Annotated in this window: 22 protein-coding genes; 16 read left to right on the forward strand and 6 right to left on the reverse strand. The window is 64.7% G+C overall.

The window, feature by feature from the left end:
* The first annotated feature begins 20 nt into the window (after window positions 1-20).
* From ACE10Z_RS21105 to ACE10Z_RS21125, 5 genes are all read left to right on the forward strand, one after another.
* Window positions 21-905: an alpha/beta fold hydrolase gene (locus ACE10Z_RS21105; protein WP_375789598.1), complete on the forward strand. Its 885-nt coding sequence runs from the start codon at window positions 21-23 to the stop codon at window positions 903-905.
* A 506-nt stretch (window positions 906-1,411) separates the two neighbouring features.
* Complete coding sequence (locus ACE10Z_RS21110; protein ID WP_375789599.1) at window positions 1,412-3,106, forward strand: phospholipase C; 1,695 nt, start codon at window positions 1,412-1,414, stop codon at window positions 3,104-3,106.
* A 36-nt stretch (window positions 3,107-3,142) separates the two neighbouring features.
* Window positions 3,143-4,462, forward strand: coding sequence for a cytochrome-c peroxidase (locus ACE10Z_RS21115; protein ID WP_375789600.1), 1,320 nt, complete (start codon window positions 3,143-3,145; stop codon window positions 4,460-4,462).
* 72 nt (window positions 4,463-4,534) lie between these two features.
* Window positions 4,535-5,320: an aldo/keto reductase gene (locus ACE10Z_RS21120; RefSeq protein ID WP_375789601.1), complete on the forward strand. Its 786-nt coding sequence runs from the start codon at window positions 4,535-4,537 to the stop codon at window positions 5,318-5,320.
* A 195-nt stretch (window positions 5,321-5,515) separates the two neighbouring features.
* Entirely contained in the window at window positions 5,516-6,436 is a 921-nt protein-coding gene (locus ACE10Z_RS21125; protein ID WP_375789602.1) for a hypothetical protein, read from the forward strand.
* A gap of 203 nt (window positions 6,437-6,639) precedes the next feature.
* Here ACE10Z_RS21125 and ACE10Z_RS21130 read toward each other — a convergent pair whose 3' ends face one another.
* Complete coding sequence (locus ACE10Z_RS21130) at window positions 6,640-7,317, reverse strand: DUF599 domain-containing protein (RefSeq protein ID WP_375789603.1); 678 nt, start codon at window positions 7,315-7,317, stop codon at window positions 6,640-6,642.
* Between the two features lie 123 nt (window positions 7,318-7,440).
* Between ACE10Z_RS21130 and ACE10Z_RS21135 the strand changes: the two genes are divergently transcribed.
* The 5 genes from ACE10Z_RS21135 to ACE10Z_RS21155 all read left to right on the forward strand — a co-directional run bounded on the left by ACE10Z_RS21135 (window position 7,441) and on the right by ACE10Z_RS21155 (window position 10,663).
* Window positions 7,441-8,094 carry a glutathione S-transferase family protein gene (locus ACE10Z_RS21135; protein WP_375789604.1) on the forward strand — a complete coding sequence of 218 codons (654 nt, stop codon included), beginning with the start codon at window positions 7,441-7,443 and terminating at the stop codon, window positions 8,092-8,094.
* 116 nt (window positions 8,095-8,210) lie between these two features.
* Entirely contained in the window at window positions 8,211-8,579 is a 369-nt protein-coding gene (locus tag ACE10Z_RS21140) for a YidB family protein (protein ID WP_375789605.1), read from the forward strand.
* Between the two features lie 216 nt (window positions 8,580-8,795).
* Window positions 8,796-8,999, forward strand: a complete 204-nt coding sequence (locus ACE10Z_RS21145) for a hypothetical protein (RefSeq protein WP_092114848.1) — start codon at window positions 8,796-8,798, stop codon at window positions 8,997-8,999.
* A 153-nt stretch (window positions 9,000-9,152) separates the two neighbouring features.
* Complete coding sequence (locus tag ACE10Z_RS21150) at window positions 9,153-10,103, forward strand: hypothetical protein (protein ID WP_375789606.1); 951 nt, start codon at window positions 9,153-9,155, stop codon at window positions 10,101-10,103.
* Window positions 10,104-10,222: 119 nt separating this feature from the next.
* Window positions 10,223-10,663 carry a DUF1489 family protein gene (locus tag ACE10Z_RS21155; RefSeq protein WP_375789607.1) on the forward strand — a complete coding sequence of 147 codons (441 nt, stop codon included), beginning with the start codon at window positions 10,223-10,225 and terminating at the stop codon, window positions 10,661-10,663.
* A 31-nt stretch (window positions 10,664-10,694) separates the two neighbouring features.
* Here the strand turns inward: ACE10Z_RS21155 and panC are convergent, their stop codons facing one another.
* On the reverse strand, window positions 10,695-11,546 hold the full coding sequence (gene panC / locus ACE10Z_RS21160; RefSeq protein WP_375789608.1) for a pantoate--beta-alanine ligase: 852 nt from the start codon (window positions 11,544-11,546) through the stop codon (window positions 10,695-10,697).
* 289 nt (window positions 11,547-11,835) lie between these two features.
* Here panC and ACE10Z_RS21165 point away from each other — a divergent pair, with 289 nt between their 5' ends.
* Window positions 11,836-12,759 (forward strand): division plane positioning ATPase MipZ, encoded by a 924-nt coding sequence (locus ACE10Z_RS21165; RefSeq protein ID WP_375789609.1) that lies wholly within the window; start codon window positions 11,836-11,838, stop codon window positions 12,757-12,759.
* On the opposite strand, the gene ACE10Z_RS21170 is transcribed toward ACE10Z_RS21165, so the two are convergent.
* Window positions 12,756-13,838, reverse strand: a complete 1,083-nt coding sequence (locus ACE10Z_RS21170; protein WP_375789610.1) for an alcohol dehydrogenase catalytic domain-containing protein — start codon at window positions 13,836-13,838, stop codon at window positions 12,756-12,758. The two genes, ACE10Z_RS21165 and ACE10Z_RS21170, sit on opposite strands and share 4 nt — an antisense overlap.
* Before the next feature lie 105 nt (window positions 13,839-13,943).
* On the opposite strand from ACE10Z_RS21170, the gene ACE10Z_RS21175 reads away from it, so the two are divergent.
* The 3 genes from ACE10Z_RS21175 to ACE10Z_RS21185 all read left to right on the forward strand — a co-directional run bounded on the left by ACE10Z_RS21175 (window position 13,944) and on the right by ACE10Z_RS21185 (window position 16,831).
* Entirely contained in the window at window positions 13,944-14,720 is a 777-nt protein-coding gene (locus ACE10Z_RS21175; RefSeq protein ID WP_375789611.1) for a helix-turn-helix transcriptional regulator, read from the forward strand.
* A 330-nt stretch (window positions 14,721-15,050) separates the two neighbouring features.
* The gene (locus tag ACE10Z_RS21180; protein ID WP_375789612.1) at window positions 15,051-15,992 is read left to right on the forward strand and encodes an alpha/beta hydrolase family protein; all 942 of its coding nucleotides are present in this window, start codon (window positions 15,051-15,053) and stop codon (window positions 15,990-15,992) included.
* A 98-nt stretch (window positions 15,993-16,090) separates the two neighbouring features.
* Window positions 16,091-16,831, forward strand: a complete 741-nt coding sequence (locus ACE10Z_RS21185; protein WP_375789613.1) for a VWA domain-containing protein — start codon at window positions 16,091-16,093, stop codon at window positions 16,829-16,831.
* Window positions 16,832-16,844: 13 nt separating this feature from the next.
* On the opposite strand, the gene ACE10Z_RS21190 is transcribed toward ACE10Z_RS21185, so the two are convergent.
* Window positions 16,845-17,252 (reverse strand): DUF302 domain-containing protein, encoded by a 408-nt coding sequence (locus ACE10Z_RS21190; protein WP_375789614.1) that lies wholly within the window; start codon window positions 17,250-17,252, stop codon window positions 16,845-16,847.
* A 129-nt stretch (window positions 17,253-17,381) separates the two neighbouring features.
* Here ACE10Z_RS21190 and ACE10Z_RS21195 point away from each other — a divergent pair, with 129 nt between their 5' ends.
* The gene (locus tag ACE10Z_RS21195; protein WP_375789615.1) at window positions 17,382-18,101 is read left to right on the forward strand and encodes a DnaJ domain-containing protein; all 720 of its coding nucleotides are present in this window, start codon (window positions 17,382-17,384) and stop codon (window positions 18,099-18,101) included.
* Window positions 18,102-18,343: 242 nt separating this feature from the next.
* Here the strand turns inward: ACE10Z_RS21195 and ACE10Z_RS21200 are convergent, their stop codons facing one another.
* Window positions 18,344-20,137: a serine hydrolase gene (locus ACE10Z_RS21200; RefSeq protein WP_375789616.1), complete on the reverse strand. Its 1,794-nt coding sequence runs from the start codon at window positions 20,135-20,137 to the stop codon at window positions 18,344-18,346.
* A gap of 424 nt (window positions 20,138-20,561) precedes the next feature.
* On the opposite strand from ACE10Z_RS21200, the gene ACE10Z_RS21205 reads away from it, so the two are divergent.
* Window positions 20,562-20,897, forward strand: a complete 336-nt coding sequence (locus ACE10Z_RS21205) for a phasin family protein (protein WP_021078275.1) — start codon at window positions 20,562-20,564, stop codon at window positions 20,895-20,897.
* 74 nt (window positions 20,898-20,971) lie between these two features.
* Here ACE10Z_RS21205 and ACE10Z_RS21210 read toward each other — a convergent pair whose 3' ends face one another.
* Window positions 20,972-22,948 (reverse strand): pilus assembly protein TadG-related protein, encoded by a 1,977-nt coding sequence (locus tag ACE10Z_RS21210; protein ID WP_375789617.1) that lies wholly within the window; start codon window positions 22,946-22,948, stop codon window positions 20,972-20,974.
* Window positions 22,949-23,432 lie beyond the last annotated feature (484 nt).

Genomic DNA, 23,432 nt, shown 5'->3' on the forward strand with positions numbered 1-23,432 from the left:
CAAGAAGGCAGGAGACCACCATGCCCTACGCGACAACAGATGACGGCGTGCGGCTCTATTTCGAGGAGACCGGATCCGGCCATCCGGTGATCCTGGTCCATGAATTCGCCGGCGACCTGCGCAGCTACGAGCCGCAGATGCGGCATTTCGGCAAGCGCTTCCGCACCATCGCCTACAATGCGCGCGGCTTTCCGCCGTCGGATGTGCCGGAACAGGTCGCGTCCTACTCGCAGGCGCGCGCCGCTGACGACATCCTGGCGGTGCTCGATCACATCGGCGCGCCGAAGGCGCATATCATCGGCCTCTCGATGGGCGGTTTTGCAACGCTGCATTTCGGCATCCGGCATCCGACGCGTGCTCTGTCGCTGTGCGTCGGCGGCTGCGGCTATGGCGCCGAGCTCGACAAGCGCGAGACGTTTCGCGCCGAGGCCGACGTGATCGCGGGGATGATCCGCAAGGAGGGCATGCCGGCGTTCGCCGAGCGCTATGTCTACGGGCCGACGCGCGTGCAATACGAGAACAAGGACCCGCGCGGCCATGCCGAGTTCAAGCGCATGCTGGCCGAGCACTCGGCGGTGGGATCGGCCAATACCCAGCAGGGCGTTCAGAAGGAGCGTCCCTCGCTCTACACGCTGGTCGACGAGATGAAGCGCATCACGATGCCGACGCTGATCATCACCGGTGACGAGGATTGGCCGTGCCTGCTGCCGGGCATCCTGATGAAGCAGAGCATCCCGTCCGCCGCGCTCGCGGTGATGCCGAACTGCGGCCATGCCATCAACATCGAGGAGCCCGACGAGTACAACCGGATCGTCAGCGATTTCCTGTCGCAGGTCGAGAGCGGGCGCTGGCCGCAGCGCGATCCGCGAGCGGTGAGCGCGTCGATCACCGGGATGAAGGACTAGGCTCTCCGACTGCTCGCGCGACTACCATGGGATTGTCCCGAGCGTGGCGTGCGTGAACGTGCCGGTCGGGCTGTCCGCGCCCAGTAGCGCAACGCGCACCGCCTCGCGGGCGCCTTCCGCGACGGTGTCGGTGCCCGCATAGCCGTTCAGGTTCGTTCGGGTGAAGCCGGGGTGCCTCGAGCTCGATCGCCATCGCGAGCGTGATCGCGTTGAGCGCGGTCTTGGACGCGGGGTAGACCGGGCCGGCGAGCGCGTTCAGCGTCGCGTTCACCCGCCATGTCGGACTGTCGCCGACGCAGTATGCGCGGGAGCATATCGTGCCGTGACGCGCGTGCCGGCGTCATCGAGATTGAGATCGATCCAACATTCTTCGCAAGCGCTGCAACCGACGCGTGAATCGAACGCGCGATGATGAATCGCTGTGATGAAACTTACACAGCGCTGTCATCGGCGATGGATAACTTGTCGCACGTCGACGTCATAAATCCTTAAAAATGGGGCAAGAAGTGAAGGCGAAATTCCTTTCGACGGTCGGAGTCTGCCTGGTCGCTGCTGCTGCAGTTGTGTGCAGCGCCGCCGCTCACGACGATGATAGAGATCACGATCATCGTCATCCGCACGACATCCACACGGCAACGCCGATCAAGCATCTCGTCGTGATCTTCAACGAGAACCGCTCGTTCGATCACTATTTCGCGACCTACCCGAATGCCGCCAACCCGACCGGCTCGATTCCGTTCACGGCCAAGCCGCATACGCCGAAGGTCAACAACCTCGCCAACGCCAATCTGCTGACCAACAACCCGAACACCAATCCGGCCAACGGCACCGGCGCGACCAATCCGTTCCGTCTCGACCGCACCCAGGCCAACACGCGTTCGCAGAACCACGCCTACATGCCCGAGCAGCAGGCGGTCGACAACGGCAAGGAAGACCTGTTTCCGGAATTCACCGGTCGCGGCACTGCCGGCGGCGTCGGCGCCTTCGGCACCAACGGGCAGGTGATGGGCTATTTCGACGGCAACACCGTCACCGCGTTCTGGAATTACGCGCAGAATTTCGCGATGAGCGACAACAACTGGACCGACACCTTCGGTCCGTCGACGCCCGGCGCGCTCGAGGTGGTTTCCGGCCAGACCAACGGTGCGCAGAACATCGTCGGCACGTCATCGTCGATCGCCGACGGCCAGGGCGGCCTGACGCTGATAGGCGATACCGATCCTGCCTACGACCAGTGCTCGAGCACGACCAGCCAGGTCCTGATGACCAGCAAGAACATCGGCGACCTGCTCAACGCCGAGCAGATCAGCTGGGGCAGCTTCATGGGCGGCTTCGACCTGACGCTCAAGAACAGCAACGGCACCACCAACTGCGGCCGCAGCACGTTCTCGAGCAACGTCAACGGCACCATCGTGGACTACATCCCGCACCACGCCTGGTTCCAGTATTACAAGTCGACCGCCAACCCGTCTCATGCACGGCCGAACTCGGTGAACGCTGTGGGCCACACCTACGTTCCCGGCAGCAAGACGCTCGATCCGGCCAATCATGCCTACGATCTCGAGGACTTCTACGCTTCGGTGAAAGCCGGCAACTTCCCGGCCGTCTCCTACATCAAGATGCCGGCCTATCAGGACGGTCATCCCGGCAACTCCGATCCGCTCGACGAGCAGGCGGGCAATGTCGAGCTGATCAACTTCCTGCAGAAGCAGAAGGAGTGGCGCGAGACCGCGGTCATCATCACCTATGACGACTCGGACGGCTGGTACGACCACCAGTACATTGCGCCGATCAGCGCCTCGTATGATCCGACCGCCGATCAGGTCAACGGTCCCGGCCAGTGCGGCCGCGGCATTGGCAAGCAGACGCAGCCGAAGGGCCTCAACGGCCAGCCGGTGAACGGCCGTTGCGGTCCCGGCACGCGGATCCCGTTCCTGCTGATCTCGCCTTACGCCAAGAAGAACTTCGTCAGCCACACGCGCATCTCGCAGGCGTCCGTCGTGCGCTTCATCGAAGACAATTGGCTGCACGGCCAGCGTCTCGGCGGCGGCGCGTTCGACGACAGCGTCGAATCGATCACGGACATGTTCGACTTCGATCATGGCCACGATCGCGACGATGACGATCGGCAGAACAAGCTGTTCCTCGATCCGACGGCCGGCACGGTGATCGTCAGCCCGTCTGATGATCATCACCACTAACGATCTGGGATCACTGGACGTCATATGAACGGCCGCATGTTGTGGCTTCTCGGCGCCGGCCTGCTCTGCATGGCCGGCGCCGTTGCGGCAGTCGAGACCCAAGGACTTCCGGGGACGAATCCGCATCCGGTGCAGCTCAGGCGCCCGCCGGTCGCCCCGCTGTCCGGCATGGCGCAGCTCGGCCAGAAGATCTTCTTCGACGCGTCGCTGTCGTCGTCGGGCGCATTGTCCTGCGCCTCCTGCCACAGTCCGGACCACGCCTACGGTCCGCCCAATGATGCGGCGGTGATGTTCGGCGGGCCCGCGCAATCGCGGCAGGGGACGCGCGCCGTTCCGGGGCTGACCTATCTCGAGCGCCAACCTAATTTCAGCATTGGGCCGGAGAAGGACGAGGACGACAATCTCGTCGACTTCGCGCAACTGGCCGCGGCCGGCCAGCAGGCCACACGTTCGAAAAAGGTCGCGACCGGCACCGCGGCGTCGGCGGTCAACATCGTGCCGCAGGGCGGACTGTTCTGGGACGGCCGCGCTGATACGCTGCAGGACCAGGCGATCTTCCCGTTGCTCGATCCCAATGAGATGGACGGCGGCAGCATCGAGGTGGTGGCGCGGAAGCTGCGCCAGGCGAGCTATGCGCCGCGCTTTGCCGAACTGTTCGGCGCTCAGGTCTTCGACAATACGCGGCTGCTGGTCGCTGAGGCGATGTTCGCGGTCGCGCGCTATCAGGTCGAGGAGCCCAGCTTCCATCCCTACACCAGCAAGTTCGACTACTGGCTGGAAGGCAAGACGCGGCTGAGCGAGGGCGAGTTGCGCGGCCTGCAATTGTTCAACGATCCGGACAAGGCCAATTGCGGCGGCTGCCATACCTCGGCGCCGACCCGCGACGGCCTGCCGCCGCTGTTCACCGACCACCAGTATGAGGCGCTTGGCGCGCCGCGCAACGCCGCGCTCGCCAGCAACCGCGATCCCAACTATTTCGATCTCGGGGTCTGCGGTCCGTATCGCACCGACATTGCCGAGCAGACGCAATATTGCGGGATGTTTCTGACGCCGACCTTGCGCAACACCGCAACCCGCCGCGTGTTCTTCCACAACGGCGTCTTCACCAGCCTCGAGCAGGTGCTCGATTTCTATAACTTCCGCGATACAAATCCGGAGAAGGTCTACCCGCGTACGGCCGACGGCAGGTTAAGGAAATACGACGACCTGCCGGAGAAGCATCACGGCAATGTCGACGTCGCCGATCCGCCGTTCGAGCGCCATCTCGGCGACACGCCCGCGATGACGGCGCAGGATGAAGCCGACATCATCGCGTTCCTGAAGACATTGACCGACGGTTACCAGCCGGAGCGGTGAGCGGTAGCGACGGCTCACCGCGGAACTGATACGTGAGTTGGCAGGTCCTCGTCGTGCGCGCATAATGGGCGCATGAATGTGGTCGAAGGCAACGGTGCCAGAATTCCCGCGATCGGGCTCGGCACATGGGAGCTGCGCGGGCGGACCTGCGCCCGCATCGTCGAGCAGGCGCTGCGGCTCGGGTACCGGCACATCGACACCGCCCAGATCTATGACAATGAGCGCGAGGTCGGCGAGGGGCTGCGCGCCTCCGGCATCAAGCGCGACGATGTGTTCCTGACCACCAAGATCTGGACCACGCATTTCATGGCGAAGGATCTCGAGCGTGCCGCCAAGGAGAGCCTGGCGCGGCTGCGTTTGACCGAGGTCGATCTGTTGCTACTGCACTGGCCGAATCCGCACGTGCCGCTTGCCGAGACGCTCGGCGCGCTGGCGCGGGTCAGGCAGGCGGGACTGGCGCGGCATATCGGGGTCTCGAACTTCAACGTGGCGCTGATCGAGGAGGCGGTGGCGGCGTGCCCCGAGCCGCTCGCCTGCGATCAGGTCGAGTACCATCCTTATCTGGGCCAAGCCGACGTGATCGAGGCGTGCACGCGCCATGGCATGGCGTTCGTCGCCTACAGCCCGATCGCGAAAGGACGCGTCAAGGGCGACCGCGCGCTGGCGCGGATCGGCGACCGCTATCGCAAGACGGCTGCCCAGGTCTGCCTGCGCTGGCTGGTGCAGCAGAATGTCTCCGCGATCCCGCGCACCTCGAAGCTCGAGCGGCTCCAGGAAAATTTGGACATCTTCGACTTCGAGTTGTCGGATGAGGACATGCGCGAGATTTCGGCCATGGGGAGCACGGCTGCGCGCTGACGGCTCATCTGACGGTCCCATGGCGTATTCGGTCCTCGCCTGTGAATCGCCGCGCGGAAAATGGCTGGGCAGCGGTTCGGATCATGCTATTGCGCGCTGGCCGATTGCGGTTTTGCACCGAATGGGGATTGAGGCAGGCGGGTTCCAGCCGGTATTGTGACCGGCGGGGAGACGACACTGATGTGATCGAGTGGGATGAAGTTTCGGCCAAACGCGGATATGGTGGCGTCGGTGTTCGTGCACCTGATGCTGCTCGCGCTGATTTTCCTGTATTCGGAGGTGCATCAGTTCGATCCCGTCGCCGCTGACACGGTGCCGGTCGAGATCGTGACGCCGCAGGAGGTCGCCAGGAGCGAGGTCCAGACCGAGACCAAGCCCGCTCCGGTGCCGAGCCCGTCGCCGACGCCCGAGCTGCAATTGCCGTCGCTCGACAAGCCTGTGGACACAGCCAAGTCCGAACCACCGGCGCAAGCGCCCGCACCTCAGCCGCAGCAGGCCCCGCAGCAACCGGCGCAGAAGCAGGCGACGCCGCCGGAGACCCAACCGAGCCCGGCTCCGCAGCATGCCGCGGTCGAGCCGCCGGCACCGCAGACACCGGCACCTCAGACGCCGCCGATGCCCCAGCCGATGGCGCAGCAATCAGCGCCGCCGTCGCCACCCGCCTATGTGCAGCCTGAGCCGGACCTGTCCGTCAAATACAATGTCATGCTTGGCTTGCCGCCCGACATCCCCGTCAAGCTGCCGGCCGAAGCGCCGCACGGCCCCGGTCCCGGCAAGGACAATTTCGACGCCGCCGCTACCGAGCAGGCCGATGTCGGCTCCAGCGTCGTCGCCGAATTCCGCCGTCATCTGAAGAGCTGCATGAAACTCCCAGCGACGCTGAGCACCGGCGATGACGTCAGGATCAAGCTCAGGGTGTTCATGAAGCCCGACGGCAAGCTCGGCGCATCGCCGTTGCTGATCGAAGCCACGGCATCGGAAAAGGGCCCGCTGCTGCTCAAGAGCGCGACGGAGGCGCTGCAGGCCTGCCAGCCCTACGCGATGCTGCCGCGGGATCGCTACGGCGAATGGAAGGTGCTCGACCTCGACTTCACGCCGCGCGATTTTGCGTCGTAGGGCGAGGACGAGCGGCGAACTTCGCCTCGCCCCGCGTGCGGGGAGAGGCCGGATTGCATCGCCAGATGCAATCCGGGTGAGGGGAGCCTCCGCGAGTGCGTCTGTGTCCGTCGATGCGGAGCCAGCCCCTCACCCCAACCCTCTCCCCGTAAGAACGGGGAGAGGGAGCAGAGTGCGGTCGCGCTTGCTGCTCGATCAATTCCTCAGCTTCCCATCGCCTGCCAGGCGTTCGAGGCGAACTGCCGGCGCCAGATCACGATGACGACCGCGGCGGTGGTGGCGAACAGCACCCAGGGGCTGACGAACCAGCCGAGATATCCGAGCGCGAAGAAGAACGCGCGCTGGCCGCGATTGAAGTGCCGGCCCGCGGTCTCGAACAGCCGCGTGGTGCGGATCACATGCGCCTCGGCCTCCGGCGTATCGCGCTGGCCGGCCGGCGGCATCGCACCAAACAGGATCGCAACATAGTTGAACAGACGATAGGCCCAGGCGAATTTGAAGAACGTGTAGATGAAGATCAGGATCAGCCCGATGCACTTGACCTCCCACAGCGCGGGCGAGGGCGTCAGGTTGACCGGCAATGCGCCGAGCACCGCGAGCGCGTCGTTGGTCGCGCGCAGCAGCGCCAGCGCACCGCCGATCGCGATCAGGCTGGTGGAGGCAAAGAACGCGGTGCCGTTCTGCAGGCTGGCCATGATCTGCATGTCGACCATCCGGGCATCGCGGTTGAGCAGATTCCGCACCCAGATCTCGCGATAGACATGCATCCGCGCCGACAGGCTGTCGCGTCCGTAGGCGGTGTGCTCCAGCGTGATGGCGTAGACCAGCCATTCCAGCGCAAAGAAGCCGACGGCCAGGATGTCGACCCAATAGCCGGTCATTGGTGCCTTCCTTCGTCAATGCGCGGCAGGTCCGCGTCGCGCCGCGCCGCATCCCGCGTCATGTACAGGTTGAACGCGTGCAATGCACTATGGCAAACTGACGTGGCAACAGGATTCACAGGCATGCTCAAGCTCGTCATCGGCAACAAGAACTATTCGTCATGGTCGATGCGGCCCTGGCTGGCGCTGCGCGCCAACGACATCCCGTTCGAGGAAATCTTCGTTCCGCTCTACACTGACCAGGCCGACAAGGACCGCATCCTCTCTTTCAGCAAGGCCGGCAAGGTGCCGACGCTGATCGACGGCGACGTCACGGTGTGGGATTCGCTGGCGATCATCGAATACCTCGCCGAGAAGTTTCCCGAGGCGAAGCTCTGGCCGTCGGATCGCGCTGCGCGCGCGCATGCCCGCGCGATCTCGGCGGAGATGCACTCCGGCTTCGTGCCGCTGCGCAGCGAATGCGGCATGAACCTGCACCGGCCGATCCGCGCCGTCGCGCTGTCGGACGATGCGCGGGCCAATGTGGCGCGGATCGAGGAGATCTGGGCCGATTGCCACGCGCGCTACGGCAAGCAGGGTCCGTTCCTGTTTGGGGCATTCTCCGGGGCGGATGCGATGTACGCGCCCGTGGTGCATCGTTTCCGCACCTACGCGATCCCGGTGAAGGCCGAGGCGCAGCATTATGTCGATGCCATGATGCAGCTTCCGGCGTTCCAAGAATGGACCCGCGACGGCCTGGCCGAGACGCTGCGGATCGAGCGATTCGAGAACGCTTGATCGTCCTCGCGCTGCCGAATTGTGACAAGGGTGGCAAAGATCGCGGCTTGACGCCGCGGGGCCGAAGGCGTCGAATCCGAAAGACCGGTTTTGCAAGTCGTGAAAGGACTTAGACCATGGGCATTCTCGATTCCCTGGAGAATTCACCGGAGCTGAAAGGCATGCTTGGCCAGCTCGGGGCGGCCGTTATCCCCGTTGTGCTCGGCCAGGTGATGGGCAATGGCGGGCAGGGTGGCTTGTCGGCGATCATGGCCAAGCTCGAGCAGGCTGGGCTCGGCGAACAGGTCAAATCCTGGATCGGCACCGGCCAGAACCTGCCGATCACCGCCGAGCAGCTCCAGGAGGTGCTGGGCAGCGACACCGTCAAGCAGCTCGCCGCCAAGTTCAACATTCCGATCGACCAGCTGTCCAAGGTGCTGGCCCAGCAACTTCCGGGAGCAGTCGACAGCGCGAGCCCCAACGGAAAGTTGCCGCATACCGCCTGAGGCTGTGGGATCGGGTTCCGGCCGGGGTCGGCGGGCAATTTCCGGCTGGCAAGTCAATTGCTGCCTATCGCCCTGAAAAACCTGCAAAATCACACCTTCACCATGCCCCAATCTTGCTGGATTTGGGGCGGTGCGATGTGCTAGGTTGCCACAGGGTTCTCAAAATGCCGGCTTGAGCTATCGGGACTGTCAGCTCAGCCAGCAATCTCTAAGAAAATGGAGAGGGCGTTGAAGCATAAGTACTCGATTGGCGAGATCGTCTATTTCACGGCCAGCAACGTGGCGCGCCCCGCTGCGAGCGGCACCTATGAGGTGATCCGCCTGCTGCCGACCGATGGTGACGATTGCCAGTATCGTATCAAGAGCTCGACTGAAGCTTTCGAACGGGTGGCCAAGGAGAGTCAGCTCGCGCTGTCCTGAACGCGTTGTGCGCAAGCCGGTGGCTGGAGCGGGTTCCGCGCCGTCGCCGTCAAAAGGCCCTGTTCGCAGACCCATTGTGCTGAAGGTTGGACGTCGGGATGGCGACGTTCGCCGTCGCCGGTTGTGCTTACGCCGCGTTGAGGGACATCGCGCATGAATTGGGCTTCCTCGCTGGATCAGATCTGGCGCTCACCGACCTTCCCGATGTGGCTGACGCTGGCCGCTGCGGGCTTCTTTGGGATTGTCGTTCTGGTCACGCTGCTGCGCGCGGAAAAGTCCGTCGCCAACGGCGCGCTGACCGTCATTACGCTGCTGTCGATCGCGGTTGCGGTCGCCGCCACGATCCGCGGCTTCGGGCCGGGCGGGCAGGCGGCGCCCGCCGACACTCGGACGGCGCAATTCACCAGCCAGACCGCGCCAGCGCTGGCCTGCGTCGACGACCTCGCCGGAGACGCCGTTCTCAATGCCTGCGAGAAAGTGCTGTTCGGTTCGTCTGACACCGCTGCGGCCGCGGTCAGCTATGCGGCGGCGCAGATTTCGCGCCTGACCGCGCTCGGCGACCTCGCAACCGCGGAGCGCAATTCCACCACGGAATTGCAGGCGCTGCGCCGCGCCGTCGAGCACGACCGCTACGGTCTGGTGGCCTACGCACTGATGGCGCGGGACCACTGCACGCCGACCGCATGTCCCGCGTTCCGCTCGCTGGGCGACAACCACCAGATCATCAACAACATGAACGAGCGGACCTACGAGAACCTGGTCACGCGCTACGCGGCGTTCTGGAACGCGCCGGCCGGTGCGCAGGCGTCGGCCGCCGGTGGCCTGGTCGCAGCGTTGCCGCCGTCGATGCCGACCGGCAAGCCGACCAATGCGGAGTTTCCGAGCGCGTCCTCGACGCCGCCGGTCAGCATCATGACGCCCGAACCGGCGAAGCCGGCTGCAGCGGCCCAGCCGCCGGCCGCGCGTGCCGCCGCCGCGCCGCCGGCCGCCCCGAAGCGCCCACCCGCAGCGAAGCGTCCGGTCCAGATCGCGCCGGCTGCGGCACCAGCGCCAGCGCCGCCGCCTGCCGCGGCGAGTGCGCCGGCGGCCGCGAACCAGGAATGAGCGTGACGACGGCGGCTTGAGCCGTCGTCGTCGCACCGTTCCGGTTAGTAAATCCCGATATCCACTGCCGCTGCTATCGCTCCCTTTCCAAAGCGCGCGCCGGCCGCTACATCCGGCGCATGCCGCTTCATCTCATCAAGCTCGCCGTCGGTTGCGACTCGGTCAAGGAACTCAAGGGCTGGGTCGCCGAACGGATGGCGACCGCGAAGAAAAAAGGCCTGCCGCTCCGTCACGTCCACATCACGCGGATGACGCCGAAGCGCGAGGAGGAGATCCTCGCCGGCGGTTCACTGTTTTGGGTGATCCGTGGCGAGATCGCCGCGCGCGAGAAGATCATCGCGATCGAGCCGTTCCGCGACAAGGACGGCATCGGACGCTGCCGGCTGGTGATGCAGCCCAAGGTGATCGCGGTCTCGCCGCGACCGATGCGGCCGTTCCAGGGCTGGCGCTACCTGACCGCGGACTCCGCGCCCGCAGATCTCACCAAGTCGAGCGCAGCCAGCGTGGCGTCGATGCCGGAACCCATGCGCCGCGAGTTGCGCGACCTCGGATTGCTCTGAGCAATCGGACCGCTCGATGCGGCCGGCCCCATCAGACCGCGATGTTATCGATCAGGCGCGTGCTGCCGATCCTTGCCGCCACCAGCATCCGCATCGGCCCGTCCTTCAGCGACCCGATCGGCGCCAGGGAGGCGGCGTGGCGGACCTCGAGATAGTCGAGCACGAAGCCGGCCTTGGTGATCTCAGCAGCGCCGGTGGCCATTGTGCTCGCGGCGTCCTCGCCGGCGCGCAGGCGGCCCGCCGCTTGCTTCATCACCCGGTTGAGCTCGGGGGCCGCGCGCCGCTCCTCCGCCGAGAGGTAGACGTTGCGTGAGGACATCGCGAGGCCGTCGCGTTCGCGTACCGTCTTCGACCCGATCACCTTGACGCCGAGATCGAGGTCCGCGGCCATCTGGGTCACCACCCGAAGCTGCTGAAAGTCCTTCTCGCCGAAGATCGCAACATCGGGCCGGACTTGCGTGAACAGCTTGCCGACCACGGTGGCGACGCCGCCGAAGAAATGCGGCCGAAAGCGATCCTCCAGCCCGGCGGTGGCCGGTCCCTCCGGCACGATCCTGGTGGCGAAGCCGTCGGGGTACATCGCCTTCACCTCGGGATGCCAGATCAGGTCGACGCCTTCGGCGGCGAGCTTGGCGACGTCTTCCTTCCAGGTGCGCGGATAGGAACCGAAATCTTCCGTCGGCGCGAACTGGGTCGGGTTGACGAAGATCGAGACGACGACCCGCTTGGCGCGGCGCTTGGCGAGCCGCACCAGCGACACATGGCCGTCATGGAGCGCTCCCATGGTCGGGACCAGTGCGACGGTCGCCTTCTTGGCGCGCAGGGTGTCGACGGCGCGACGAAGGGCGGGGACGGTACGGACGACGGTGGGATTTCTCGGCATCTGGTCTCGACTCGTGGGGCAATCTGGGTGGGGGGAATCCAGGTGGAACGTTTCGCGTTCGGCAGGTAGCGGAGCTTACCAAGTCCGAACCGTTATCGGCAAACCGCTGCGCAAGCATTACCCGATCTCGGAAGCGCATGGATCGCAGGCCTCGTGCCGCCGATCGACGCAGCCGGCTTGCGCGTTCGATTCATCATTATTGGCGGCTGCAATTGATTTCCTTGCGCAGTGATGCATTTCACTTGACCGCAGCCGTGCGCGATTTGAAGATCATTGCGGGGTTTGAATCATGTTGGTGCAGGCTAGTCAGGGTCAATCCGGCTCCGCACATGTCGTGGTGCTCGGCAACGAGAAGGGTGGTTCGGGCAAGTCGACCACCGCCCTGCATATCGCCGTCGCGCTCCTGAAAGCCGGACAGCGCGTTGCCAGCATCGATCTCGACTGCCGCCAGCAGAGTTTCACCCGCTACATCGGCAATCGCCAGGCCTGGGCGCGGCGTTCCGGGCTCGATCTTGAACTCCCCACGCATTATTGCATCAAGTACGGCGAGACGATGCAGATCGAGGAGAACGAGAACGCCGAATTCCAGCAGTTCATGGCCGCGGTGAGCGCGGTGGAACGTGCCTATGATTTCATCGTCATCGATACCCCGGGGTCGGACAGCTACCTGATGCGGCTCGCGCATTCGATGGCCGACACGCTGGTGACGCCGATCAACGACAGCTTCCTCGATTTCGACGTGCTGGGCACCGTCGATCCCGCGACCTATGCGGTGATCGGCGAGAGCCATTACGCGGAGATGGTGCGCGACACCAGGCGCAAGCGCCGCCAGCTCGACGGTGCATCGACCGATTGGATCGTCGTGCGCAACCGGCTGTCGATGCTCGGCTCGCGCAACAAGCAGCTGGTCGCCGACGGCTTGAAGCAGCTGTCGCTGCGGCTCGGGTTCCGTGCGGTCGACGGCTTTGCCGAGCGGGTGGTCTACCGCGAATTCTTCCCGCGCGGGCTGACGGCGCTCGACGACATCGACGAGGCGACGCTCGGCACCCGCCCGAGCCTTGGGCACGTCACCGCCCGCGAGGAGGTGATGGGCCTGTTGCGCCAGCTCAAGCTGCCGCTCGACGAGCGCGGCCGCCGCCGCGCCGCCAACCGGGCCGAATGGTTCAGCCAGGTCGACAAGCCGCTGGAAGTCGACGACATCATCGGCAGCTAGGTCGGCTTCAGCACCGTCATCTTGAACGGGCCGCCATTGGCGGCGGCATGCGCAACGGCATCGTTGGCGTGATCGAGATCGAAAGTCGTGACCTCGAATTGATCGAGCCGCAACAGCCCGGCGCGGGCGAGATTGACGAGGCCGAACGTCGCCTCCGGCGGATACATCCAGACACCGTGAATGTTGACGCATTCGCGCATGATCCAGGGGTAGGGCAGGTCGAGCCCCGGTCCGCCCTGCATCCCGACGCCGCCCATCAGCACGATCCGGCCATAGGGACGCACCGTCATGATCGCGGCGCGGACGGTCGGCGTCGTCACCGATGGCGGCATCAGGTCGAGCACGCAGTCGATCGGACCGGGCGCGGCGCGCCGCATGCGCTCCCGATCGTCGTCCTCGTTGCCGCTGAGCCTGACCGGGCGCACGCGCGGCCCGAACCTGCGGACCAGATCGGCCAGCACCTTCTCGTTACGACCTGGCGCGACGACGCAGGCAGCTCCCATCGCCAGCGCGACCGCGACCGCAGCGCTGCCGAAATTGCCGGTCGCGCCGCTCACCAGCACGGTCTCTCCCGGCTGCAGCCGCGCCGCCAGCAGGCCGCCATAGGGCACGAGGCAGGTGCCGAGCGCGCACCATGATGGCGCCTCGGCCGGATCGATCGTGCCGATCCGCTTGACGTTCTCGGTCGGCACCAGCGTCTGCTCGGCAAACGAGCCGTGGCGGAAGTGGCGCTGCAGGCGCAGCCCGCCTTCGCCGCGCGCGCTCCAGCCCTGCAAGGTGATGTCGGGCGAGATACTGTCGTCGCGCGAGCGGAAGGTCGGATCGCAGTACACCCAATCGCCGGCGGCGAGATGGGTGGCGTCCGGCCCGACGGCACGCACCCGTCCGATCGCGCCGGGACCTGGAACGGCCGGCAGCTCGAGCAGGTAGCTGCGTGCGCCGCTGAAGACCTCGTTGGCGTAGGACAGCACGCGCGTCGCAGCGACGTCGACGAGGACTTCGCCCGTTCCCATCACGGGCGCCGGGATCTCCTCGATCGCGAGCGGCGAGCCGAACGATTTCAGGATTGCTGCTTTCATCTGGTCTGGCCCTCGGTTTGAGGCCGGCATGATCCGCGGGCGCGTTGCAGCCAACAAGACCTGGTATTATCCTAGGATTATCGAACCCCCTCACGAGGTCCGGCGATGGCCAGTCCGCGGCAAGGCGAACTCGGAGATTTCCTGCGATCGCGGCGCGAGAAGCTCACGCCAAAACTGGTCGGCATCCCGGCCGGGCGGCGGCGCCGCACGCCCGGACTGCGCCGCGAGGAGGTGGCCGACCTCGCCGGCATCGGGGTCGATTGGTATGTGCGCCTCGAGCAAGGCCGCTCGGTGAGCCCGTCGGCCGCGACGATCGACGCGCTGGCGCGGGCGCTGCGGCTGAGCAAGGCCGAGCACACCCATTTGCGCGCGCTCGCCAAGGAGGGCGACCGGCGGCTGTTCGTGCCGGAGACGGTGCCGCCCGCGATCCGGCGCGCGGTCGAAAGCCTCAACCAGCCGGCTTATGTGACGGGACGGCGATGGGACGTGCTGGCGTGGAATGCGGCTGCCGAAGACGTCTTCGCCTTCGGCCGCCTGCCCGAGAACGAGCGCAATACCCTGATCTGCATGCTGACCAATCCCGAAACGCGTCGGCTGTTTGCCGCCGGCTGGGCCGAGGAGGCGCGCAGGATGGTGACGCAGTTCCGCAGGACTCACGACCTCTGGGCCGGGGATCCCGCCTTCGTCGGCCTGCTGGCAAGGCTCCGCCAGGGCTGTCCTGAGTTCGATACCTGGTGGGGAACCCATGACGTCAGCAGCAGCGTCGCCGGGCGGAAGGTGCTGAGCCACCCCAGACGCGGCCGGCTCAATTTCGAGTACGCCAGCTTCCAGGCCAACGACGATCCCGGCCTGAAGCTGATTATTTACACTGAAATCGGTTGAATCCGTGGTTTTCCGGTGATTTCGGCCACACCACGGCCAAAAAGCCGGAACAAAGCAGCCGAAATCCAGTTTCTCCTCAACGTCGGTCTAAAGGCGAGTCAAGGTTCGAACGCAACCTTGGGAACTCGCGTCGAAGGGGAGAGGAGAGCACGAGCCGTCACGGTGAGGCGTGTGCACCTGCACAAACTATAGGTGCGGCGCACAACGTTATGCCACCGAAGCCACAATATTTGGACTTCCTGTCACGGCGCTGTGACATATATTCTCAAAAGGAGGCCGAAGAGCCTCCGGCCAAAATCGCCCTGTAAAGGCAGGCACCTCGAGGACGTCATGAAGCGTGGAATTCTCGTTCTGCTTTCGCTCTCCGTGGTGATCACGGGTGCGTATTTCACCGCGAGCAAGTGGGCGATCCGCCACGAAACTCTAATGTTCAAGGATCCGACCCGTGATGAGCGGCCGGTCGCGGTCGACGTTGCCGTGCGCTTCGACAAGGAGATGCAGGCCGACGCCGGCATGATCAAGCTCCCGGTTGCGATCCTCAATCATGGCAATACCGTCAAATTTACCGAATATTCCTTCCTCGCGAATGTGTTCGCGGCGCGCGGCTATCTGACCATCAGCATTCAGAACGACCTGCCGTCGGATGGACCGATGGTGACCAAGGTCGGCGAGATCTATGTTGGGCGCCTGCCGCAATATCAGCGCGGCATCACCAACATCAAATTCGCGATCGAGGAGATGAAGAAGCGTCAGCCGAACGCGGACTACAGCAAGCTGACGATGGTCGGCCATTCCAATGGCGGCGACATCGCGATGTATTTCGCCAAGCAGTATCCGGACGAGATCAAGAAGGTCGTCACGCTGGACAATCTGCGCGTGCCGTTCATGACCGACGGCAAGTTCAAGATTCTCTCGTTCCGGTCGCACGATCAGCACTTCAAGCCCGATCCCGGCGTGGTGCCGGACGAGGAGGAGTGTGAGAAGGCCGGCATCACCGTTGTGAACACCAACTTCCAGCACAACGACATGCGCGACACCGGACCCGAGAAGGCCAAGGACTCGATCCAGGCGATGCTCGATAAATTCCTGGCCGACACCGACAGCGATGTCGCGGCGGTCGATACCAGGAATTCGCCGCCGAAGATTCTGGAGCCGGGTCCCGTCTCGCTCTACGTGCCGGTCGAGAAGCCGCAGACGTTTGGCGAGAAGATCAAGAAATCGCTCTCGCTGACCAAGACCGAGACCAAGAAGGATCCGTCGGTCACGAACTGACAGGGCTGCCCGGAATCCGATCCGGGCTAGCGGGCGCGTCACGTTGACCAATCCGATGCCGCGGCCCACATAGTGTTTGCTGTACGAGGCAAGCGCTGATGGCTGGCAAGACGATCAAACCGACATCCGGAGGCGACGTGCGCCCGGCCAACGCGCCTGGCGTGCCGGCGTCGAGCGCCAATGACATCGCCGCGTTCGTGGCGAAGGCGCGCGCGATGTCGCCGCATCGCGCCGGCGCACGCGGCAGGCTGGTGTTCGCGCTCGATGCCACGATGAGCCGGCAGCCGACATGGGACATGGCCTGCACGCTGCAAGCGGACATGTTCCGCGAGGCCGGCTCGCTCGGCAGCCTGGATATCCGCCTCGTCTACTATCGCGGCTTCAACGAGTGCCGCGCGTCGGGCTGGATCTCCGACAGCGCGCAGCTCGCGCGGCTGATGAGCAAGATCGGCTGCCAGGGCGGCAATACCCAGATCGGCAAGGTGTTGTCGGAGACGCGCCGCGAGGCGGTTGCGGCAGGCGTGCGCGCGCTCGTGTTCGTGGGCGACGCGATGGAGGAGAACGCCGACGCGCTGTGCGCAAGCGCCGGCGAGCTCGGCCTGCTCAAGGTGCCGGTCTTCATGTTCCAGGAGGGCGCGGACGCCACCGCCGAGCAGACGTTTCGCGAGATCGCGCGGCTGACCGGCGGCGCATGGTGCAGATTCGATCCCGGCGCGGCGGCACAGCTCCGCGAGCTGCTGCGTGCCGCCGCGGCCTATGCTGCCGGCGGCCGTGAGGCGCTGCTGCAACTGGCGAAGACGACGAGCGGCGCGGCCAGGCTGATCGGTCAGATGAAATAGGCCTGTCGCCGGATCAGGCGCCGCCCGCCGTCACGGCTTTGGCAATTGCACCGAGCAGCGCCGACATGTTGGCCGTGACCGGCCTGGTCGCTTCCGCGACGCCGTGCCGCTCAGTGAGCCAGGCCGGATCATTGTAGGAGAACCAGCAGTCGCCGGCCTCGTCCTGCCAGACCAGCGCCTTGAGCGGCAGATCGATCCCGATGGTCTGCGCAGCCTGCATCAAGGGCGTGCCGCCCTTCGCGTTGCCAAACACGAACAGTTCGGTCGGCCGGAGCGCAAGACCGGCACCGGCGGCGCCCGCGGCATGATCGATCTGCGCGAACAAGGTCAGCCCGCGCGCCTGCAATTCGGCCTTGAGCCGGTCGGCCGTTTGCTTCGGGCCGACAGGACTGCGAAGGCTGATCAGTCCGTCAATCGCCATCAAGCATCCTCCAGCGCGGTTGCCGCAAGCTACTCAATCGCAGGGGACGGCGCCACGCGAGGGTGCTTCACGCTCCGGTGAGGCGAAGCTTCGCATGCTTTTTGTCGCCGGGCCGCTTATATTCCGGGCATGCCAACCCTGATCGCCGGCGTCGTCGCCGTTGTCGTCCTTTATTCCGCGCTGCAGATGTTTCGTGCGGCCAATCCAGCCGTGCTTGCGCGTGCGATCAAGATCGTGGGCGGGGTGCTCGCGCTTGCCGTTGCGGCCTTTACCGGCGTGCGGGGCGAACTGGCGGTCGCAATCCCGCTCGGCATCTTCGGCGCCGGATTGCTCGGCTGGTCGCCGTTCGGGAGCACCGGCTTTCCCAATTTCGGCGGCATGTTCGGCGGTTCGCGCAATCAGGGACAAAGCTCGCGGGTGCGCTCGCAATATCTCGACATGAGCCTCGATCACGACAGCGGCGTGCTCAAGGGCCAGATCGTGGCGGGACCGCAGGCCGGCCGCATGCTCGACGAGTTCGACCTGTCGCAGCTTCTGGCGATGGTCCCGAGCTTCGACGCCGAAAGCGTCGCGCTACTTGAAAGCTATCTGGACCGCCGCTTTCCCGCCTGGCGTCAGGACGCACAGGGCGACCGGACAGGGGGGCAGGGCCGCGCGGCGACGAGCGGTAAAATGACGAACGAGGAGGCCTATCAGATCCTTGGCCTGCAGCCGGGAGCGTCGCGTGACGACATCAGCCGGGCTCACCGCACCCTGATGAAGAAACTCCATCCCGACCAAGGGGGCTCGACGTATCTCGCTGCCCGTGTGAACGAGGCCAAGGATACTCTGCTTCGCGCGCATCTCTAACTCCGGCTACGCTACTGACGCCACAGCCGAGAGCTGCCTTCCATATCTGATTGATGCCCCGTGTGGCCCGCCGCTGTCCGGCGTGGCCGATCGTTCTTTCGGGAAAACTTAACCGTAAAATCTTGACGAGAAGTTTCATGGTTGCGCCGCGCGCGGACTGGCCGGCCGTTCGCGCGGCGCCCGCAAAGCAAAAGGGCCGGCGCTTGCGGCGCCGGCCCTTTGAAGTCGAGGGATCGCCTCGATCAGTTGCGAACGGTGATGCAGGAGATCTCGGCGCGCTTCAGCGTCTTGCACGCCGCTTCGGCCTGATCGCGCTCGAGGCCGGCAAAGCGGGCGCGGTAGAGCTTGCGATTGTCCTTGGCCACGACCTCGGTGAAGGGGTCCGCCCTGCTGAGGAGGCCGCGGGCCGAACTACGCGCGAGGTCGATGCGCTTGTTGGCCTCGCCTTCAGATTCGAGCGCGCCAACCTGGATGATCCAGCCGGAATGCGCGGCGCCCGGCTTGACGACGCTGGTCTGCGGCGCGGCCTGCAGGCTGCGGGTCGGTTCGATCGAGGCCACGGCCTGCGGTGCCTGGGCGGCGGCCGGTGCATGGACGGACGAGGCCGGAAGCACGCCGAGGATGCCGTTGCCGGTGCCGAAATTGGCCGGCTGCGGCGGCATCTCGGGCCTTGAGGTCTCGGCAACCCGCGCCATCATCGCATTGGAGGTCTCGGGAACTTCGCTGCGCGACGGGATGGTGCTGGTGATCGGGGGCGCGGACTGTGCCGGGCCGGCGGCGGCAAGCTTGATCTGGCCGGCCTTGACCTGCACGGTCTTCACCTTGACCGGCTTCATCGGTTCAGCCGAGCCGGGGATCGCGGCGATCGGCTGGGTCTGGATCACGCCTGAGGTCAGCGGGGCCGGCTCGGGCTTGGCCTGCGGCTCAGGCTTCGCCGGGGGCGGCGGCAGCGCGGCGGCGACGGCCGCCATCAGCGAGGGCTTGCTGGGTGGGCGCGGCGCTTGCACCGCGACGGCTGCCGCAGCAGGCTCCGACGCTGCGACCGGCGCGGTGTCCGCGTTGCGGGCGTTGTCGGCATCGGCAACCTCGACATTGGCGTCGGCCGGGTTGCGCTCGGTGATCGCGGCAGCAGTGCGGGTGGTCGCGCCCTTGCCGATGTTCTCGGCCAGCAGGTTGCGCATGATGGCGTCGCGGGAGCCGCCGCTGCGGCCGCCAAGCACCACGCCGACCAGGAAGCGATTGCCGCGGTGGATCGAGGTCACGAGGTTGAAGCCGGAGGCGCGGGTGTAACCGGTCTTGATGCCGTCGACGCCTTCGACGCTGCCGAGCAGGCGATTGTGACCGGTGATCGTGTGGCCGCGGAAATTGAACGCCGTGGTCGAGAAGTAGCGATAGTAGCGCGGGAAGCGATCCTGGATGGCGCGGCCGAGCGTCGACTGATCGCGCGCGGTGGTGATCTGCTCGTCGTTGGGCAGGCCCGAGGCGTTGCGATAGGTGGTCCGGCTCATGCCGAGCGCGCGGGCCTTGCGGGTCATCATGCGGGCGAAGTCGTCTTCGCTGCCGCCGATCGCCTCGGCGATCACGACCGCGGCGTCGTTGGCGGAGCGGGTGACGAGGCCCTTGATGGCGTCTTCGACCCTGATGGTTTGGCCGGGCCGCAGGCCGAGCTTGGTCGGGTCCTGCTCGGAGGCATGCTCGGAAACCGGCATCTCGGTGTCGAGCTTCATCTTTCCGGAATCGAGGCGCTCGAACAGCAGATAGAGCGTCATGATCTTGGTGAGCGAGGCGGGGTGCCGCAGGCCGTCGGGACTGTTCGACGTCAGCACCGAGCCGGTGTTGCCGTCGACGATGATCGACGCGAATTGCGGGCTGTAGCTTTCGCGCGCGGTCTCGGTGTGGTGGTGACGGGCGGTGTGGCGCCGGTGACGGCGCGCCTCCGCGCTATCACTGGTGATCAGGATCGCCGTCGTGACGGTAACGAGCCCAAGAACGCCAACTCGCAGCGCCCGCGAGGAGGCCAAGGTTGTTCGAAGCATCTACTTCCCCGTCCCAATTTCTATCTAGATCACTGGCTCGTGAGGCGAAATTGTGCCCAGCGGCCGTCGATCCTTGCCTGCGCAACAGACCACGTCGGGCAGAACCATCGGCCCTCGTGGCGGCTCAGGTCGCTCTTCTAGCTAAGGTGTTGTTCACAAACAGCTTTCAAGGCTGCCCGTCGGAAGGCGAACAAAGTCCGGGAATCAGGTTAGGCGGACCGAGTTTCCAAAAGATTAAGCAACCGTTGCGTAGTCCCCCGGGGTTTATCGCAAATGCTCAGGATTCGGGCAAATATCGTTGTGCGTCGCACAATAATTGTTGACTTTATTGTGCGATGCGATATTTCAATCGCTGTCAGGGGGCCGGGAGCTTCCCGGCAATGGGAATTTGCGCCTTCAAGTCTGGGAAAAGGAATTCCATCCAATGGTCAAGATCGAAGACATTCAGAACTACGGCAAAGAGCATTTCGAGTCCGTCACGGCGTCTGCGAACAACCTGCAGAGCGGCGTCCAGGCGATCGCCACCGCCTATGGCGACTACGCCAAGAAGTCGTTTGAGGACACCAAGTCGTTCGTCGAGAAGCTGTCGGGCGTGAAGTCGCTGGACAAGGCGCTCGAGGCGCAGACCGAGTACCTGCGTTCGTCCTACGAGACCTTCGTCGCGGAATCGCAGAAGATCGCTGGCCTGTACAGCGATTGCGCCAAGCAGACCTTCAAGCCCTATGAGGGCCTGGTCTCGAAGTTCGCGCCCGCTCAGTAAGCGCAGCCGATCCAAGACAAACGAAAAGCCCGGCCGTTTCGGCCGGGCTTTTTTGTTGTGCCGGAAGCGGGCGGTTATTTCGCCAGCCGCAGCTTGCTGAGAGCAGTTCCGATCGTGTTGAAGGTCGTCAGGATCTGGGTCGAGCTGGTCAGCATGAAGAACTTGTCAGGGCTGCTGGCGCAGTTCTTCAGGACGGTCGAGGTCGGATCGGCGGGCGAGCTGGTGTTCACCTGGATGGTGTAGATCGTGTACATCGGCGCACCGTTGGCATCCTTCGCGTTCTGCAGGTTCTGGCACTGCAGGGTCTGCCTTGCGTCGATCGGATTGCCTGAGGCCTGCGAACTGCCGTCGCCGTAATCGGGCCAGCGGTCTTGGGTATTCAAACCGTCGGACAGCAGGATGATGACCCGGTTGTAGGTGGTGTTGGAGTCCTCCGCCGGTGTATTCAGCGGGCCGCCTACCAGGAGGGACTGCCACGCCACGGCCAATCCGATCGACTGGTCGGTGCCGCCGGTCGGCTGCATCGCATTGACGGCGGTCTTGAGCGCACTCCAATTGTAGCTTAGCGGAATGACGGGCTCGAGCGGTGTCGATGCGCTGCTGCTGCAAAACGAGTTGCTACCCCAGGTGTCGAAATACTCGTTGGCCGGAAACAGCGTCGTCACGTCGGATGACGCCGGCAGCACGCCCGTCGCATCGTTCGGCTGGGTGCGGTCTGCGACGCAGCCGGTCCAGGTACTGATTGGGTTGGTGGAAGGCTGGCGCCAGTCATTTGCGACCCCCACAGCGTTGGGGGTCCAGACGTGGTCCTTGTTGGGGGTATTGCTGTTATCCTTGAAACCGACGATGGCGGAAACTCTGGGTTGATTCGTATTGTCCGTCAGGTCGTTAGGCCCGGGCTGTGTCCAGTTGTGAACATAGGTCCATCCGGTACAGGACTTGCCGCTGCCGGTGCCGGTGCAAGTGCAACCCGTGACGGGGGAGCCCGAGAGGTTCTTTGGGCAGCTGCAATTCGAGCTTCCGCTGCAGAATTTCTCCTGGAGGCCGGTTGGTTCGCTGCTCCAGCAGCCGTTGTACTTTGCCTGGGTGTTGTTGTCGGCGGTCGGGCAAATTGGATTTTGGACGGATGCGCCGTTCACTGTGACCGTCGTCGACGGAATCGTTGACGTAGTCGAGCTGTTGCTTGCTGTGGGACCCGTTTTACAAACGAAGCCACCGTTTGCGGCGCCATTCGTATTGCCAGTGGTGTTCGTGAACGGGCATCTCGCACCAGGTCCCACGGCATGCCAGTTGATGGGAAGCGTCGCGACACTCTGTCCGTTGGCGGGCTGGGTCGTGGGCGGATTTAGCCAGTCGGTCCAGTCGATCCAGCTCTGGCCGTAGTTGCTGGAGCCGACATTGACGTCCTTGGCGAACGGGATAACGGAAATATAGACGTCGCCGTTGTTCTTGCTGAGCGCGCTGAGCTGATCGATCAGGCCGCCGGATCCCGCCACCGCGTTGCGCAGCGCGGTAATCTTGCCGTTGTCCGCCATCGATCCCGTGTTGTCGAGGGCGAGGGCAACGCGCATCTTGACGTTGCCCCAGGTGGTGGTGGTCGAGGTACCGAAATTCATTTTCTGGAAATTGCCGCCGGACGGCAGCAGATTGGCGAACTTCATGAAATAGGTGTTGATGTAGCCGGACCCGCTCAGGAGAATGGTCGCGGCTGCGCTCGAGGTCGGGGTCGTATAGGTGGCCGAGACGGTAATGCCCTGGCCGTCCTTGTTGGTGAAGAGACCGTTGAAATAGGCCTGCGCCTTGCTCGGGATCTGCGCGGCCGTGATGTTGCCCATGGTCAGATCCTTGGACAGCATCAGCGCGGTGGAATCGAGGGCCGACTGCATCGCAGTGCGGGCGTTGTTGGCGCGGGTATAGTCGACCGCTGCGCCCACGAAGGCGAGGATCGGCAGCATGGCGAAGGTAAAGATCATCGCCACATTACCGTCGGTTGCCCTGGAAAACCGACGCACAGTCGTGCGGACACGGCTGAAAATGGCTGAACCAAGCATGGCACTCTCGTCAAAATGGATTGCGCGGCCATCTCCAACTGCGCGGCTAAACAGATGGTGAATCGGGCAATGGAAACCCGGCGTGCGGCCCTCGCAGACCGTCAAAAACGGGGCAAAAGCCCGCACTATCCTGAATGCCGGCTAAATTGGATGCCCGACTCCTTTGTCAAATCAGGCAGAAATGATTAACCTTCCGAGGATTGCCGCGCCGGGAATCGGACCGGTGGGCTGCGGCGGGTCTGCGCTTGCGGCAGGGCGTCGTGAGGCCCATATTCGGGAGGTCGATCCGGCCGCCGGATCGGACCGGGAGCGGCAATCTGGAAAGCATTGCTGGGGGTCAGTCTTGCGGCAATCGCGACCACCTTCCAATCGCCAACCGGTTTCCGCTGGGGAATTCGAACGCCTGAGCCATGCTGCGATACACGTTGACAGTTCCGATCTCCGAGCCGGTTTCGGCCATCCCCGCGGTGTCCGCCGTGCCGGT

Source organism: Bradyrhizobium sp. Pha-3, assembly GCF_042258615.1.
Lineage (GTDB): Bacteria > Pseudomonadota > Alphaproteobacteria > Rhizobiales > Xanthobacteraceae > Bradyrhizobium.